We start from the raw sequence: 16389 nt of genomic DNA, 5'->3' as shown, positions 1-16389 counted from the left end.
GAATCGAGTATTCTAACCCGTGATGAGTAGATTGAATCAATTGGGGGTACTACGGATGCCAATGCCATGGCACAAAGGAGTGAAGCGGGGAAATGGTGACGAGTTAGTGGTCTGCCTACACGGACTATGGCGCAGTAAATGGGCGATGGAGCCGTTGGCTAAACAATGTGTTAGTTCAGGATTCAGTTGTATCAACCTACCTTACCCATCTTTTCGAAACACTCTGGAACAAATGGTCGAGCGCTTAGACCTCTTGATCCAAAAAGAAGCTCCGAACTACCGTAAAATTCATTTACTGACCCATTCGTTAGGAGGAGTCATTGTGCGAAGGTACCTAGATACATGCTCACATGAAAAGTGCTCCAAAGTTTTGATGATTGCTCCACCCCTACAGGGAAGCATGATTATAGATTGGTTAGGTAATTCTCCTCTACGTAAGGTGCTGGGCCCAGCTGGAGATTTTCTTTCAACAGCCCAGATGGCCGGCGAGTGCTCGACCTTTTGCCAAGATGTTGAGTCGGCAGTTATTATGGGCGATCGGGTGAAGATTCCCTTGTTGCACCATGCGATTGAAGGTGATAACGACGGAATAGTCAGGGTGCAGTCTGGTAAGATCGAAGGGCTGAACGACTTCAAGATCATGCACGCGGATCACACCTTCATCACCTCTAATCCTGAGGTGTTAGAATCGGCTAACCGATTTTTAAGAACTGGGAAACTATAGTTAGGAGTAATTAAGAAATAAACTACCGAACTTAATTATTATAGTGTCTAATAATTAGCGTGTTACACAACATTGAGTCATACATTAAGTCTTAGTGACTCCTTAGTTGAATTGGTCTATTACCTTATTTCGTTAGGAAATCACCTAGAATAACAAGAACTTACTGGCGAGAATTAGAGTCCTCATAGACAGTCACCGCAGCCAAGCTCACCATGAATCCGCTAAAAATGAGTGAAATTCACCATGGAAAAATCTAACGGCATTAAGACGAAAACGTGAAAGAAACCCTCAGAAACACCCGATGATTATTCAGCCGTTAACACTCTCTTGTTGAATTGCTTTAGTCTTTCGATGGAGCTATTCGACAATCATGACGCCTTGCATTACTTGCCAATGACCAGGGAAGGTGCAGATGTAGGGGTACTCGCCCTTTTCTTTGGGAGCCGTGAAATAAGTGGTGTGGGTGCCTTTAGGGTCAACCACTGTGGTGTGGGCTATTACGTCTAGACCACCGTCAGGAACGTAGCTCTTCTTGATAGCGTTGGGATCGTTGAGCATCTTGAATGCAGCTTCGCCGACCTTCTCCTTCTTACCGGGCATAGTTAACACCAGATTGTGGGGCATTGCATCTGCGTTATGGAGTTCTAATGCAACTGATTCACCAGCCTTCACCTTGAACTTTAACACATCATACTTGAGGCCTAGAATTGTTTGGATTTTAATACGTTTGGCGTGTTCATCCACTTTGCCAGATTGCGTCACTAACTTAGAGTTCTTCAATTCGTCTCTATCACTGCGAAGTACGAAGGTGTTGGGCTTCGTTGTGTTCTTTGCTTGCGCTCCTTCGAAATTGTAGAAGTCACCTTGCTTCACAATAGTAGGGAACAGGTCTGTCTTGAATGTTACCCCAGCCTTGCTCTTAAGATGCATTCTTAAGTGCATTTGCATGGCGGGTTGCAGCGAGGGAATCTCTACAAATATTGATTTTCCGTTGTCCAATAAATGTGTGCTAGTCACCGGTAAGTGATCGTGTCCGAGTGAGTCAGGGTGCTTGATCGAAAACTCAGGTGAACCATACTGACGTGAGTTGTTATAGTTCCACATTTGGGCAAAGTAGTTCTTTGATTTAATCACCGATTGTTTGTCTAAAGCCTCAGAAAAAGCTATCCTGATGCCATTGTCGAAGACTTCATATTCAACCGGTTTATGCAGCGGTTTGCCAGTGTAACGCACACGGTGTAGACAACCATTTTCAATTGCATAGTCACCCCATCCGTCTAGGCCGACAAGGTAGACTTGACCGTCTTTGGGGTTTACAGCACCACGCGTCACCCCACTAGAAAACTCGCCAGCCATCGGCACTGAGGCAATTTGACGGTGTTTTGTTATCGCTGCGTTCTTGTCGAACATGATGTGATACCACGAGCCATATCCATAGCAGATGCCGATCAAGGACTTTTTTCCCAATGGCCCCCAACGCTTACTATCAACTTCTAGAAAACCACCGGTTGAGTTATCCACTCCTCTGGGGATATAGCCAAGTGGCGTGGATAGTTCTTCCTTATTCTTAAAGCCATAATTGTCGCCCTTTCGGATTTCAATCAGCGTCGAAGTCGGTGTACTAGTTCCCTCTTGCGGACCAACTAAGATGGTGCCGTCCGACATTTGACCAAAGCCCATACAGTTACGTAAACCTGTTACCATTGGCTCGGCCTTGTTGCCATCTTTAGAAATACGGTATGAAGTCCAACCCGATACCAAATGAGTGCGTCCTTCTTTATCCCTCCCCATACCAAAACTATGAGTGTGACTGCCATCTAAACCCTTAAAATCGTTACTGAAATTACCGTAAAAGTCAATTTCACCATCGTTATTTCGATCCTCTAAATAGGTGATCTGTTCACGCTCTAGCACATGAATTTTCCCATCCCAAATCTTAAGACCGAAAGGTTGATTCAGCCCCGTGGCAATTTTCTTCCAGACCACGTTATTGAGAGAAGCATCTAACCCTGAGACTTGCCAAACTTCACCCATTAGTGTGCTAATATAGGCTGTGCCTAGAGTATCGAATGCTATGTCAGTCATAAACATCAACGACTTGTTGGCCGTGTTCATAGGTAGTGGAATATCGTCGACCACGTAGGCTTTATCGTTCTTAGCCAATGTCCCTTTTACAGTGACTGTCTTATCCCAACGAGTCTTGCGAGTTTCGCTGCGCTTGGCCAAGCTTGTTTGTTTGCTGGATCGAGCTAGATTGGCGACGTCAGCTTCAGTAGTGCCCATGTAGAGCTTTACCTGTGAGGCCCGAACTTGTTTGGAAAGGTGTAAAATAAGCATCTGATTTTCCACGACTAACTTTGCCCCACCCTCCACTTGCACGGCCCATGGTCGTTTACCGTCTGGAGAAGTGCCAGCAAGCCCGTTCTTTGATAATGTCAGCCCTTTGTCGCTAGCCTCGAACAAAGCCAGCTTAATCAAACCAGGTGTGCCATCAGCAAATTCCAAGGTTCTGACAAAATGACAACCTTTTAAAGCCTGCACCGAGTCTAAAACCGAAGCTCCTTTGATTTTATAAGAGAAAATGGCTCCTCCATCAGCGTCGTGCATTCCTATATATTTCTGCTCAGACTTATCGACCTGCCAACCAACTGTTTTGGCGTCCGCCTTAGTTGCATTGCGGGCACTACCGACACGTCCTTTACTTTGTGAAAATACCATCTTTCCCTTTGGAGAAGCACCGCTTGACGTTCCCCAGCGGAAATCGCCAAATTTGACAAACTCACCTTGCCAAAACCTAAAAAAACTTAAGTTAGCTTTTGCTGAGAAGGCAGCATAACAGTTATTCCCCAACAACACAGAAATAGTATCAGGCGCTATGCTTTCCATCTGCTGGCCCATGAAGCCACTCTGGCCCATTTCATTCCACCGATTATCACGATAGTTGTTTTGGTTATGCTTACCCCAGTGACCATATTCGCCGCCATCAAGTCCTGGGTAGCTTGGAATCACCTTTGGAAGTCGGTTTTTCGAGTCCATATAGTAATCAGCCTGACGTTGATAGAAGTCATAAAGCCGTACTTCATTCGCTAGCTTACCAGCAAAGCGATAGCCGTCTCGGCCCTTGCTAACATCCACATATGGATGCTTCTCCACTCTAGCTATGTTGAGATCCTTTGCCGTGGATGAGAGAGTTAATCCGAGTGTTGATAGAATAGCGAATTTTATGATCATTGAATAAGACATATTTTTTATTACAGACTCTTAAAAGTTAATTATTAATTTTTCCAACGATTTCTGAGTCAAATTACTTATATTTCGGCTCAACAAGTACACAGCCAAGATTGGTTTTTAGAACGCCGGGGAGCGAAGTGGTGCCTTTTAGAGGGGAGTTGGAACGTTTGATACTGAGTAGATAGCTGCCGTCTTGCTGAAGTTTAAAAGTTTGTTTTTGATCTGAGGAAAGTTGACCATCTGAGGAGAACAAATAAATCGGTTTTTGCTGTACAGGAAGTGTGAAGGATAGGTTGATGACATCTTGCTGAGCTGAGCTAAGAAGCTTGCACTTGATACCTGCTGATGAGCGTGGCAGTTCTTTGCGGGCTTTGGAGAATTTGAGCTGATAAATTGAATTCACCTCACTCTTGGCTCCGACAGGTAGGGTGATAGCTAGAGTTTTAAAGCCTAGTTGGCAATTCATAGCACAGCACATCCAACTAACTTTCGCTGTTAAGGTGAATTGCTTTTTGGTAAATGTTTTAGGGGGTGTGATAGTGACTAGAAGTGTGACATCACGTTCGTAGCCATGGCACGGGTAATCCGCCATCACGCTCTGTTCTGGATAGGGCCATCGAATTGCGGAGGCCGTGAAGCCATCAGGTAAGGTCCAGCTGAGGTTGGTTGGAACACCTACGACTCCTGGGTTCTGCCAATAGGTATGATAGCCTTTGTGATGCTGTATGTGCAGTCCTATAGTAAAGGGCTGTCCTGCTTGAATCGATTTATTCTCTGAAATGAGAGTTAGATTTAAACCCTTCGTTTCCTTTGCCCCAATAGTTGAGGCAAGCATTAGGCAAATAACAAAGAGGCGAAGCGTAGATTGTTGCATGAAGAATTAGGACTATTACTGTTAATCTCAAAGAAACCAAGCATCACTTTATCATGACCAGGAAAGGTACATTTACCTGACTTTCTTCGGTCGGACGAATAGCGTCCTTTATCGCTTCACACCCAGTAGTATTAGGTTCGGTTGCCCGATTTTTAAGAACTGGGAAACCATAGATTTTAGTGCACCGAATAGGTTCTACCGTAGGTTTCATGCACCTAGTCGCTAATGTTGTGTTCATTCGGTAGAATTTATGGAGGGCTTAAGAATTTTTACCGCGTGATCGATCTCGTTGCTGTCGGAGGTACTCCATATAGCGTCGTTTTGCGATGAGGTCTGCATCCATTGCTGGATTTACGAAAGGATTGTTAGTGCCGTATTTTGACCAGGCTCCTTTGGGGACATTTTCAAAATCAATGAAGCGCCAGTGGACTTTAGCTCCGGACTTGAAGCCTAGGTAGTCTCGGACTGCAGGTGAAAGGTCGATGCCCGCAGCATTATTTTTAGAATTCTTTGGCCGTGAAGAGCCAAAGACGTATTTGTAATCATCGGTGCAGAATGGGCCACAATCTTCCCACTGGGCATAGCAAACTTTCCGACCGTGCACGATCTGGAGCCAGCGGCCTTTGCAGACAGTTTTTCCTGGCTTAGGTTGGTATTTACGGAACCAAGGAATCACCTTTGAGGCTTCAGGCTTGTGGCGTCTCCAGTTGATCTTGTCATTGTAGGGAAGGGCGACGTAGAAAGGATTTTGCTTCGGGCGAAAAGCTTTAGGGCGAAAGCCGTAGGTGCGCGCGGCTGGGTTGGGATTATCATAACCTCCAAAGTTCACCTGCCATTTAGTGTCCCAAGAACTGGCGTGGTTTGGGGTGGGGTTTCTAGGAGTAGGTTTCTCTCCGATCCAGAATACGGTGGCGGTGATGTTTTGTTTCCACGGGTAGGCTTGCTTCTTGAACGGGTCTTGAGGAGCGGTAGGTGATGAGAGTCGTTGAGCCGATGCGACACTGGTGAGTGTGCACAGAACGAGGATGATAATGCTGGAAATACGGCGTTGCATAATGGGATTAGGCGTGTGTCGTAGGAGTACGAAATTGTAAGATATTCAACGATTTAACTGAGATCAACCTTCAAATTAACTAACAAGTATCAGCGACTTATGGGATGCATTTTGAGAATCCTAGTTTATACATGTCTATGGAAATTGATTTGAACGAAGTTCTCGAGTACGTGCATGAGCACATTCCCATCACCTGTCACTTCGGAGTTCAATTGGCGAACTATGATGGTTCTTCACTCGAGGTGAGTGCTCCGCTTAAGGCAAATATAAACCATCGCAACTCAGCCTTTGGCGGGAGTATCTCGGCGATAGGGATTCTTTCGGGTTGGGCTCTGCTGTTTATCAAGATGCGTGAGTTGGGGGTGAGAAATAAGCTCGTGATCTAGAGTTCAAATTTCCAGTTCACGGCTCCAGTCGTCTCGGATTTTGTCGTTAGTGTCGAACTTCCAACGAGTGATAAGTACGCAATATTTTTAAAAATACTCAAGCGAAGGGGGAGAGCTAGGCTTGAGCTAAGGTCGCTCATTCGTGACTCCGATGGAAATGAATGTGGCAGCCACATGGGTGAATACGTAGTGATTGCAGATTAAATAAAAAACGCCCAGATGACACGTGGTCAGCTGGGCGCTTTGAAATTTCTAGCAGCGGAGGCTTATATTAGGCCGTCTTTTGCTGAGGCGAGGAGGTAGTCGCGGTTGAGTTTAGCGATATTATCGACGCTGATTTCCTTAGGGCAAACTGCTTCACACTCGTACTGGTTAGTACAGTTGCCGAAGCCTTCTTCGTCCATCTGGCGAACCATTGCGAGAGTACGCTTGGTCTTTTCTGGCTGGCCTTGTGGAAGCTTATTGAGGTGTGCTGCTTTGGCTGAAACGAAGAGCATAGCTGAAGCGTTCTTACAGGCTGCAACACATGCACCACAACCGATACAAGCAGCTGCGTCGAATACTTCGTCAGCAAGCTTCTTTTCGACAGGTATGGAGTTTGCGTCAGGTGCTGATCCTGTGCGAACGTCGATGAAACCACCTGCAGACATGATGCGGTCAAACGCACTGCGGTCTGTGATGAGGTCTTTGACGACTGGGAATGCTTTTGCGCGGAATGGCTCGACCCAGATGGTCTCGCCGTCCTTGAACTTACGCATGTGAAGCTGGCAAGTTGTAATGCCGTGTTCCTTGGAGTGTGGTACACCATTGATGGTGAGTGAGCACATTCCACAGATACCTTCACGGCAATCATGGTCGAAGACGATTGGCAGTCCGCCTTCAGCGATGACACGCTCGTTTACGATATCGAGCATTTCGAGGAAGGATGCTTCCTGCGGAATGTCGGTCGCTTCGTGAGTTTCGATTGTACCGCGGTCGTTAGCGTTTTTTTGACGCCAGACTTTGAGAGTAAGGTTGAGGTTGGCCATGACTGTGTGAATTAAAGGTGATTTTGGTGAATTTGAAAAGCCAGAAAAGAGAGAGATGTAAAGAACTTCATTTATCTCATTCAGGCTAGTGATGAGGAGAACTAATCTTAGCTCTTCTTGGCGTTCTTGGTGTTCTTGGTGTTCTTGGTGTTCTTAAGTTGGATTGGCTTGCGCTTTGGAAACTCGATTTTGACTGGCTTACCGCTTTTGAGTGGCTTTAGTGCTACTTCTTGAGAGGTGATCGCCTGGGCCATGTTGGTGTTAGTGATCTGTGGCTGTTCTGGTCCATCGAGTTCCTGTGGCATGCTTTGCAGGAGCTGCTCGAACTGGTCGAGGCTCGCAGTAGAGCGGAACAGGTTGCTGAGTGCATCACCTTTGATCGAATCCATCAGTGTCTCAAACAAAGCGTATGCCTCGTTTTTGTATTCCACGAGCGGGTCTTTCTGGCCTTGAGCGCGGAGGTGCACACCCTCACGGAGCGCGTCCATGTTATAGAGGTGCTCCTGCCAAAGTCGGTCGATCGCAGTGAGGATGATCTGACGCTCGAGATGATCGAGGTACTCTGCAGGTTGGTCTGCTACTTTAAGTTCGTAGGACTTCTTGACTTCAGCGATGAGCCATTCGGCATTGTCATCAGCCGAGCGGTTTTGAATGCCACTTTCTTCCATACTGAGAGAGAGTGGGAAGGTGGTATTGATCCAGCCGAGGAGCTCAGCGTAGTCAGGAGCTCCTGCGTCGCGCTGGTCCATGTATTCGTGGACGGTAGCAGGAATCATGTCGTCGATCACTTCGTTGAGAAGCTCGCGTGGGTCTTCGGAGGAGAGGACTTCGTTGCGGTAGCCGTAGACTACTTCGCGCTGCATGTTCATCACATCGTCGAAATCGAGGACGCGCTTACGCCATTGGTAGTCGCGTTGTTCGACACGCTTTTGAGCAGTCTCGATGGAGCGGTTGAGCCACTTGTGCTCTAGTGCTTCACCTTCTTCCATACCGAATCGTTCCATCATGGTAGTCATGCGGTCGGCTGCGGCAAAGTTACGCATAAGGTCGTCTTCAAAGGAGATGTAGAACTGGCTGAGACCTGAGTCACCCTGACGGGCGCATCGGCCACGTAGCTGGCGGTCTACTCGGCGTGATGGGTAGCGCTCACAACCGATGACAAAGAGGCCGCCGAGAGCTTCCACACCATCAGCGAGTTTGATATCAGTGCCTCGGCCAGCCATGTTAGTGGAGACTGTGACTGCTCCTTTTTGGCCAGCGTTGGCAATGATTTCGGCTTCTTGTTCGTGGAATTTAGCGTTGAGAACTTTATGTGGGATCTTAGCGCGTTTGAGGAGGCGTGAAAGAGTTTCTGAGGCGTCGACAGATGCTGTACCAACGAGGACTGGCTGACCGCGTTCTTGGGAATCAGCAATCCTTTTGACCACCGCATTGTACTTCTCACGGCGGGTCTTGAAGACCTGGTCGTTGTCGTCAATACGTGTGTTAGGACGGTTGGTTGGGATAGGGAGAACGTCGAGACGGTAAATATCGTGGAATTCTGCAGCTTCAGTTTCAGCTGTACCAGTCATGCCAGCGAGCTTCTCGTAGAGGCGGAAGTAATTCTGGATAGTGATAGTCGCGTAAGTCTGCGTCTCACGTTCCACCGTCACACCTTCTTTTGCTTCGATCGCTTGGTGGAGACCATCGGACCAACGGCGTCCAGCCATCTTACGGCCAGTCTGCTCGTCGACGATCACGATCTTGTTCTCTTCGATCACATATTCGACGTCTTTCTCGTAGATACAAAATGCTTTGAGGAGCTGCGAGATGGAGTGCATCTTCTGGCCTTGGCTGTCGAGGCGAGTCTGAAGAACGTCTTTGTGCTCCGCCTTTTCTTCGGCTGTGAGTTCGTCTTGAGCGTCAATGTCAGCGTATTCTTCAGCGAGGTCTGGGAGAACGAAAGAGTCCGAGTCGTTAGGGTCGAGGAAGATACGTCCTTTATCCATGAGATCAGCATCGTGGCCTTTCTCATCGATGGTGTAGAAGAGCTCTTCTTTGATTGCGTAGAGATCTTTCTTCTGCGCGTCTTGGTACATTGAGAGCTCTGTCTTCTCGATCAGACGGCGAGCGTCTGGATCCTGCATGTAGCGAGCAAGTTGTTTGCTGCGTGGCTGGCCAAGTTTGATTTTAAAGAGTGCGCGGCCGGCAGTTTCTTCGTCATCCGCTGCGAGAGATTTTTTAACTTCTTCGGCGAGTTCGTTACAGAGGAGGTTTTGCTGCTTAACTAGAGCTTGAATATTCCCCTTGAATAAGCCGTACTGCTCAGTGTTTGAAACAGTAGATGGGCCAGAAATGATGAGTGGCGTACGCGCTTCATCAATCAAGATTGAGTCAACTTCGTCAATGATCGCGAAGAAGTGGCCGTGTTGGACCTGCTCTTCTTTTGAGGAAGACATGCCGTTGTCGCGGAGGTAATCGAATCCGAACTCGGAGTTTGTTCCGTAGGTGATGTCACATTGGTATTGGGCCGCACGCAGTTGTGGTGGCTGTTGGTTCTGGATACAACCGATGCTGAGTCCGAGGTAGCTGTAAAGTGCACCCATCCATTCGGAGTCACGCTGAGCGAGGTAGTCGTTGACTGTGACGACGTGCACACCAAGGCCGGTGAGGGCATTGAGGAAAACTGGAAGAGTACCAACGAGAGTTTTACCTTCACCGGTTTGCATCTCGGCAATCATGCCATTGTGGAGAGCTATACCACCGACGAGCTGCACGTCGAAGTGCACCATGTTCCATTTGATTTCACTTCCACCGAGTGGGATGCTGCGGCCACAAATGCGGCGCGCTCCATTTTTTACCACGGCATAAGCTTCAGGAAGGATTTGCTTGAGGTAGAGATCGCGCTTCGCTGGAAATTCGTCCTCGATCTCAATAAAAGCAGCTTTAGCCGCTTCGATAGATTCTGGGGACGCTTCTACTTTTGGTAGTGATGGGTACTCGCTACGCAGGTCACTGAAGCGGGTTTCTAGGGTTTCAGCAAACTGGGAAAGCGTTCCGCTGTCCATTGCTTCGATGGTGCGTTTGGTCGGAGCTCCAAGTGGCAAATAGCGGTGAAGGTGGTGTTGCCACGCAGTGACTTTGGCTAGAACAGCAGCTTCAGATTCATTCTGAAGCGCCTCCTCGATTTCGTTGATTTTGGCAACGACTGGGTTCATGCGCTTTATCTCGCGCTGATTTTTGTTACCGACGATTTTTTGGAGAATCCATTTAAGCATAGCTATCTGCCCGCATTATTAGGGTTGGGCGGATTCTCCATACACCTCTTAGCCCCGATAGGCAAGGGACTTTCTGTGTAGATGTAGTATTCTCCAAGGATTACTACGTATTTCTTAAATGAGGGGTGAATTTGGGCTCGAATTTCGTGATGGAATTCAAATTTAAAGAAAACAAATTTGAAGTTGGAGAGTTAGATCTGCTTTGTCGCAAACCTTCATCAACCTGTTGGGTATTGCTCGCAATAGGTGTGGAGGCAGATGCTGGTGGCGGTGGCCACATTGTAGCTATAAGGCAGCCCCCAGACTGGGATTTCTACCACGTGATCGAGTACATCAAGTGTGTCTTGATTGAGACCTTCGCGCTCGGAACCGACGACTAGGACGGTCTTGTGTGGAAATTGGAAGTCTCCGAGTGGGACGGAGTTGGTGGTCTGCTCAAGGCCGACTAGTTGGTAGCCATCCGCTTTGAGCTTCTTTAGTGCAGGAAGTAGTGTGCGCCTTGAGGTGAGGTTCACGTTGTCGGCTCCATCGCGCGCGATCTTCGGGTTGATCTTGGCATTTCCCGTGGCGATGACCTCCGTGAGGCCTAGACATCCGGCGGTGCGGACAATGGTCGAGAGGTTCGCGTGGGTTCTCAAAGGAGAGAGGGCGATGATGAGCGGCCTCGGGGTGGTGAGTTCCGCCGGTGGCTTGTGGCGGATGTGTTCGAATTTTTTGGAATCACTCATGAGCGCGGGCTATAGTTTGCTTTTCAAGCGGGTGAGAACTTCAGAATTTGACTTGAGTTCTTCTACCAGAGTGGTGATCACGCCGAGTGTGGCTTTGGAAATGTGATGTTCCATGCCTTCAACGTCGGCATAGATAGTGTCTTCATCGATCTCAAAGAGGCGGAGGAACTCGGTGAGCGTGTCGTGGCGAGTGATGATGGCATTGGCTATCGTACGGCCTTTTTCAGTGAGGATAGTGCCACGGTATTTCTCGTGTTTCACCAACCCTTCGGTGTCGAGCCTGCGGATCATGTTAGTGACACTCGCTTGGGAAATTCCGAGTTTTTTTGAGATGTCGACTGGGCGGGCGTAGCCTTTTTCTTCGATCAGATTGAGAATTTGTTCGAGGTAGTCGTCCATGGCTACGGAGCCAGATGTGCGGTTAGATGAAGACACTGAGTGATTGATGATTTGAGATTTGAGATCTAAGATTGAAAAAATTAGTAGTCTTCGACTGGGCTGCGGGAGTTGGCGACTGAATCACTTTGGAATTTTGCCGCTTCTTCACCGAGGGTTTTGATACGAAGTTCCATGATTTCGTCGTTGAGCTTGTCCCAACGTTCTTGGCTGAAATCAATCGGTTTGGCTAACTTTCTTTTCAGTTTGTGGATTCTCTTGAGCGAGTCTTCGAGCGTATAACCAGAGAGTTCCTGTAGAGAGGCTAATGCTTGCTCGGCTGTGTCAGTCTGATGGCAGATCATAGCCATGTCGTTGCCGGCCTCGATTGCCATTTTTACATCGGGGCCACGACCGTAGGTGTTGATGATAGCTCCCATGTCGAGGTCGTCAGTCATTACCACACCATCATAACCAAGTTGGTCACGAAGTAATCTGGTGACGATATTTCTAGAAAGTGAAGCTGGTAAGCCAGGTGAATTTGGATCGAGCTGGGAAAAATGGGTGTGACCAGTCAGCACAGCACTGAGTTCGTCACCGAGCGCCGTGTAGGGCAGTAGGTCACTCTGCATCATATCCTCTTTTGATTTATGAGACACGGGAAGCATGTGGTGAGGGTCCACATCGGCGAGTCCACATGACGGAAAGTGTTTGCCGCATCCGTGCACTTTGGTGCGGATGAGATTTCGGTTATAGACTCCCGCGTTGTTGATGACTTCTTGCGCGTCTCTACCATAGCAACGGCTTCGCAGGGCGTTGTCGGCTTCGGGGTCATAGCAAATGTCTAACACTGGAGCTAAGTTCATGTTGATGCCCAACTGGTTAAGTAGAAGGCCAGTTTGGATGCCATGCCATGCGATGAGGTCGGGCTTGCCACAGATTCGGAGTTGTTCGGCTGAGGGAGGCGTGTTGCCTATTTCTTTGGTGCGAGTGACTCTACCTCCTTCTTGGTCGATGGCAATGATGGGTTCAATGTCGCAGATCTCACGCAGTGAATCAGTGAGTGCACGCACCTGAGTAGGGGACTGCACATTGCGGCCAAAGAGGATAAACCCACCAGGCTGGATTTTACTTAGGTAATGGATCTCGTTAGTCGAGAGTTCGTATCCCTTGATCCCTAAGAGTAACAGTTGGCCGTGCATGGCGGGAGGTTGGAGGGGGGAGTGCTAAGTAGCAAGTCGCTATTGAATTTAAGACTTTAAATTTAAGAAGTTAGATTTTCTGAGCCTCCCTCAGATCATCCAACTTTCCTCCAACGTATCATCGCAGTAAAGAACCTCGCAATATTGTAAATCATGTGTTGAGCACAAATTGTAAAGGGTGTCCTGACCCGTGCCACCGTACCTGGAATTATTAATTATTAATTGTTCATTCTTCATTGGAGCGCAGCGACCCACTTCCCAGTTGCCAGTCAGATGAGTTGCCCTTATAAGCCGGGTATATGGCTAAGAAACCAGTAGTACTCATTATTCGTGACGGCTGGGGTGTAAACCCTGGTGGACAAGAAACAGCAGTGAAGGATGGCAATTCCACACTCCTCGCGGATACTCCATTTCATGATAAGATGTTCGAGGCATATCCTAAGGGATTTGTAAGTGCCTCAGGTATGGACGTAGGTCTTCCTGATGGTCAAATGGGTAACTCCGAAGTGGGGCACCTCAACCTAGGTGCTGGTCGTGTTGTTTACCAAAGCCTCACACGGATCAACAAATCGATCGCCGATGGTGAAATGCCTAACATCGAAGTGATGAAGAAAGCTTTTGAAAAAGCGAAGGGTGGTACAATGCACTTTATGGGACTTGTTTCTGATGGCGGAGTACACAGCCACCAAGACCATCTTGCCGCATTTGTAAAAGCAGCTGCTGATGCAGGGGTTAAAAATATCTCAATCCACGCGATCACTGATGGACGTGATACCTCGCCTAGTGGTGGAATCGGTTACCTTAAGAAGTTAGAGGCTGATATCGAAGGCACCGGTGCTAAGATTGTGACAGTCATTGGCCGTTACTATGCGATGGACCGCGACACTCGATGGGAACGTAATAAGCTCGCCTGGGATGCTATCGTGCTCGGTAAAGGTGAAAAGTTTGAAGGATCTGCTAGTGAGGCAGTGGCTGCGGCCTATGCTAAGGGCGAGACTGACGAGTTCATCACACCAATGATTCTAGCAGATGCTGATGAGCAACGCATCAATGACGAAGATGTTGTCTTCTGGTTCAACTTCCGTGCTGATCGTGCGCGCCAGCTTTGTAATGCATTCCTCAATGGTGAAGCCTTTGTCGCTTTTGATAAAGAAGTGCAGCCAAACCCCTATTTCGTGACTCTTACAGCATACGATGAGACTTTCGATTGTGAAGTTGTCTATCCATCTAGCAGCATGAAGAATGTGTTAGGTGAAGTAGTTGCTGATGCCGGACTGAGCCAGCTTCGCATTGCCGAGACTGAGAAATACCCACATGTGACATACTTTTTCAATGGTGGTGCTGAGTCTCCATTTATGGATGAAGATCGTCAGATCGTAGCATCTCCAGGAGTGGCGACCTACGACCTTCAGCCAGAAATGAGCGCGCCAGAAGTGACCGAGAAATTGGTAGCTAGCCTTAAATATTACGACCTTGTGATTCTCAACTTTGCAAACCCAGACATGGTGGGGCACACAGGAATTGTGGAGGCTTGTAACAAAGCCTGCGTCGCGATCGACACAGGAGTCCAAGCAGTAGTAGAAGAAACTCTACGTCTCGGCGGTAAGCTTCTGATCACTGCCGACCATGGCAACTGCGAGAAGTTGATCAATACTGATGGCTCGCCGCACACAGCGCACACTACCAACCTGGTGCATGCTATCTACGTGGCCGACGACCATGCTGGTGTTACGGTCAACGATGGCATCCTTGCAGATGTGGCTCCCACACTTCTCGATATGTTAGGAGTAGCCCAGCCAGAGGAAATGACGGGTAAGAGCATGCTCGTTAAGTAGATGCTTCCGTAGCGTAAAATATTTTAGCCCCAGTTGATGGATTTCAGCCGGGGCTTTTTATTTTCAGAGGTGGGCTAGTGGTATTATATTTGGTTAGTGGCATTGTCCTGATATGAGATATCCCAAGATGTTGGAAACACTAAGCATACAGAAAGAAATTCAAATGGATATATCCATTGAGCGCGTTTTTACAGCCCTGACGGATAGCGAGGAGATCCCACAGTTCTTTCCGTTGCTTCGGTTAAAAGTAAATGGCTAGTCGGCAGTGAGGTGCTCTATCACGGCGAAATATATGGCAATAAATTTACTGATTTCGGTGTGATTGAGAAACTATATCGACCTCATGTTTATTCCTACCGCTACTGGAGTGATAACCATGGGACAGAACGAGTCGATGAGAACTATCTAACGATCACATATCGTTTGGAAAGTATTACTGGAGGAACTCTACTGAAGGTGAATCAAACTAACATCAAGTCGCCAGAACTCTACGAGCTTATGGATTCTCAAGTTTGGAGCTACTTACTTTCATCGTTAAAACAGTACATTGAACCGCAGTCGTCAGACTTGACCTAGACCTTTAAATGAAAACGCCTAGCAGAATTTAGACTGCTAGGCGTTTTTTGATTTTTAGATAAGTGATAGCAACTCTAACGAACTACTTTTCATTTATGAGCTTCATAGCTTCAGCCATTTGCTGTTCAATATTTTGCACATTGCGCTCTGAGAGAAGGATACCAACTGCGTCAGTCGAGATAACCTGAGCGGCACCATTCTTAACTTTTGCTAGTTGCTCAAGTGCATTATCAATTTGCGTTTTAGCTTCCTCGCCCGCTTCTTCGAGCATTCCACCGCTCTTGAATGTGGTAAGTGTCTGTGTGAGGAATGTGGCGAAATCCTTCGACATATAGGTCATGGAGACTCCCTCTTTTGGAAGTCCAGCCATTGTGGCCTTGAATGCTGCGCTTTCTGCTAGAGTGTTTTTTCCGCTGCTGCTCTTTGTTAGGAATTCAGGTGAAGATGCGACCCATATGTGATTTTTGTTAGAGTCTACTGAGATCACTGGGGAATAGCCCATGAAGTTTTCAGTCATTTCTGCCGGGAGGCTATACGTCGTAACTCCGTTTGCTTCTGTTTTTTCGAATGGTAGACCAGTGAGTCCTAGAAGTTGCCCTCCAGCTTTTGCCCATGCCCATGCCGCTCCGTCGATACGCCCAACGAGATGAGGTTTATCAAATGCTCCGATAGGAGTAGGGAGCTTCTCGGTCGCGTCAAGATCGATGACAAGGTTGAAACGCAAGTCGAGTTTTTGAAGTAGCTCAGAATTGGTCATCTCCATCATTGGGACTGGCTTAGCCATTTCAGCTTTGAACTCAGCTTTGTCTTCATCGCTAGCGGCTGCTTTCATGACTCCCGCGATGAGAGGTTCGAGGCTGGAGAGGTTGATGCTGAGCTGAAGTGCTAGGTCTGTGCCGGCTGGTGCCATTGTCGGCACTGAAAGACCTTTGTGCTGGGTGTCTAATAGAAGTTTGAGTGCTCCTTCGTTTTTTCCTCCATTGTTGAGACGGATTTTATTGATCCACTCGGTACCTCGTGGAGTAGAGGACTGTGCGTAGGTCATGATGTTCTCAAGCCCAATTGCTTTGAATATGTCCCGGCTGGTGAAACCTTCCGTCAGCCCGTCAGCCTTTGTTT

The 16389-nt window shown here is 47.8% G+C and carries 12 protein-coding genes and 1 pseudogene; 4 read left to right on the top strand and 9 right to left on the bottom strand.

Annotated elements, in window-relative coordinates; all coding sequences use genetic code 11:
- The first annotated feature begins 22 nt into the window (after window positions 1–22).
- Window positions 23–724 (top strand): alpha/beta hydrolase, encoded by a 702-nt coding sequence (locus BSZ32_RS00530; RefSeq protein ID WP_105041619.1) that lies wholly within the window; start codon window positions 23–25, stop codon window positions 722–724.
- A gap of 357 nt (window positions 725–1081) precedes the next feature.
- Here the strand turns inward: BSZ32_RS00530 and BSZ32_RS00525 are convergent, their stop codons facing one another.
- From BSZ32_RS00525 to BSZ32_RS00515, 3 genes are all read right to left on the bottom strand, one after another.
- Entirely contained in the window at window positions 1082–3955 is a 2874-nt protein-coding gene (locus tag BSZ32_RS00525) for a plastocyanin/azurin family copper-binding protein (RefSeq protein WP_165788552.1), read from the bottom strand.
- A 73-nt stretch (window positions 3956–4028) separates the two neighbouring features.
- Window positions 4029–4829, bottom strand: a complete 801-nt coding sequence (locus BSZ32_RS00520; protein WP_105041617.1) for a protein-disulfide reductase DsbD domain-containing protein — start codon at window positions 4827–4829, stop codon at window positions 4029–4031.
- Window positions 4830–5088: 259 nt separating this feature from the next.
- The gene (locus tag BSZ32_RS00515; RefSeq protein ID WP_105041616.1) at window positions 5089–5883 is read right to left on the bottom strand and encodes a hypothetical protein; all 795 of its coding nucleotides are present in this window, start codon (window positions 5881–5883) and stop codon (window positions 5089–5091) included.
- Window positions 5884–5987: 104 nt separating this feature from the next.
- Between BSZ32_RS00515 and BSZ32_RS19525 the strand changes: the two are divergent.
- Window positions 5988–6473: pseudogene (locus tag BSZ32_RS19525) on the top strand (YiiD C-terminal domain-containing protein).
- Window positions 6474–6535: 62 nt separating this feature from the next.
- Here the strand turns inward: BSZ32_RS19525 and BSZ32_RS00505 are convergent.
- From BSZ32_RS00505 to nagZ, 5 genes are all read right to left on the bottom strand, one after another.
- Window positions 6536–7297 carry a succinate dehydrogenase/fumarate reductase iron-sulfur subunit gene (locus tag BSZ32_RS00505; RefSeq protein WP_105041615.1) on the bottom strand — a complete coding sequence of 254 codons (762 nt, stop codon included), beginning with the start codon at window positions 7295–7297 and terminating at the stop codon, window positions 6536–6538.
- 107 nt (window positions 7298–7404) lie between these two features.
- Complete coding sequence (secA, locus tag BSZ32_RS00500) at window positions 7405–10554, bottom strand: preprotein translocase subunit SecA (RefSeq protein ID WP_105041614.1); 3150 nt, start codon at window positions 10552–10554, stop codon at window positions 7405–7407.
- A 218-nt stretch (window positions 10555–10772) separates the two neighbouring features.
- Window positions 10773–11282, bottom strand: coding sequence for a TrmH family RNA methyltransferase (locus BSZ32_RS00495; RefSeq protein WP_105041613.1), 510 nt, complete (start codon window positions 11280–11282; stop codon window positions 10773–10775).
- Window positions 11283–11291: 9 nt separating this feature from the next.
- Window positions 11292–11717: a transcriptional regulator MntR gene (mntR, locus tag BSZ32_RS00490; RefSeq protein ID WP_240610524.1), complete on the bottom strand. Its 426-nt coding sequence runs from the start codon at window positions 11715–11717 to the stop codon at window positions 11292–11294.
- A gap of 44 nt (window positions 11718–11761) precedes the next feature.
- Window positions 11762–12859 carry a beta-N-acetylhexosaminidase gene (nagZ, locus tag BSZ32_RS00485; RefSeq protein ID WP_105041611.1) on the bottom strand — a complete coding sequence of 366 codons (1098 nt, stop codon included), beginning with the start codon at window positions 12857–12859 and terminating at the stop codon, window positions 11762–11764.
- Between the two features lie 299 nt (window positions 12860–13158).
- On the opposite strand from nagZ, the gene gpmI reads away from it, so the two are divergent.
- Together gpmI and BSZ32_RS20265 are read left to right on the top strand one after the other, a co-directional pair.
- Entirely contained in the window at window positions 13159–14694 is a 1536-nt protein-coding gene (gpmI, locus tag BSZ32_RS00480; protein WP_105041610.1) for a 2,3-bisphosphoglycerate-independent phosphoglycerate mutase, read from the top strand.
- 270 nt (window positions 14695–14964) lie between these two features.
- A complete protein-coding gene (locus tag BSZ32_RS20265; RefSeq protein WP_206018670.1) occupies window positions 14965–15270 on the top strand; it encodes an SRPBCC domain-containing protein in 306 nt (101 codons plus the stop codon).
- Between the two features lie 82 nt (window positions 15271–15352).
- Here the strand turns inward: BSZ32_RS20265 and BSZ32_RS00470 are convergent.
- Window positions 15353–16389 (bottom strand): hypothetical protein (locus BSZ32_RS00470; protein WP_165788551.1); only part of this gene is annotated, 1037 nt, incomplete at its 5' end.

This window comes from Rubritalea profundi (genome assembly GCF_002954445.1).
Classification (GTDB): Bacteria; Verrucomicrobiota; Verrucomicrobiia; order Verrucomicrobiales; family Akkermansiaceae; genus Rubritalea; species Rubritalea profundi.
Note: the sequence above shows the minus strand (reverse complement) of the source record. Positions and strands in the feature narration are given on the sequence as shown.

Excerpts from the sequence above, each read along its gene's own strand:
- BSZ32_RS00530 (WP_105041619.1), top strand. The coding sequence starts at position 23 with ATGAGTAGATTGAATCAATTGGGGGTACTACGGATGCCAATGCCATGG.
- BSZ32_RS00525 (WP_165788552.1), bottom strand. The coding sequence starts at position 3,955 with ATGATCATAAAATTCGCTATTCTATCAACACTCGGATTAACTCTCTCA.
- BSZ32_RS00520 (WP_105041617.1), bottom strand. The coding sequence starts at position 4,829 with ATGCAACAATCTACGCTTCGCCTCTTTGTTATTTGCCTAATGCTTGCC.
- BSZ32_RS00515 (WP_105041616.1), bottom strand. The coding sequence starts at position 5,883 with ATGCAACGCCGTATTTCCAGCATTATCATCCTCGTTCTGTGCACACTC.
- BSZ32_RS00505 (WP_105041615.1), bottom strand. The coding sequence starts at position 7,297 with ATGGCCAACCTCAACCTTACTCTCAAAGTCTGGCGTCAAAAAAACGCT.
- secA (WP_105041614.1), bottom strand. The coding sequence starts at position 10,554 with ATGCTTAAATGGATTCTCCAAAAAATCGTCGGTAACAAAAATCAGCGC.
- BSZ32_RS00495 (WP_105041613.1), bottom strand. The coding sequence starts at position 11,282 with ATGAGTGATTCCAAAAAATTCGAACACATCCGCCACAAGCCACCGGCG.
- nagZ (WP_105041611.1), bottom strand. The coding sequence starts at position 12,859 with ATGCACGGCCAACTGTTACTCTTAGGGATCAAGGGATACGAACTCTCG.
- gpmI (WP_105041610.1), top strand. The coding sequence starts at position 13,159 with ATGGCTAAGAAACCAGTAGTACTCATTATTCGTGACGGCTGGGGTGTA.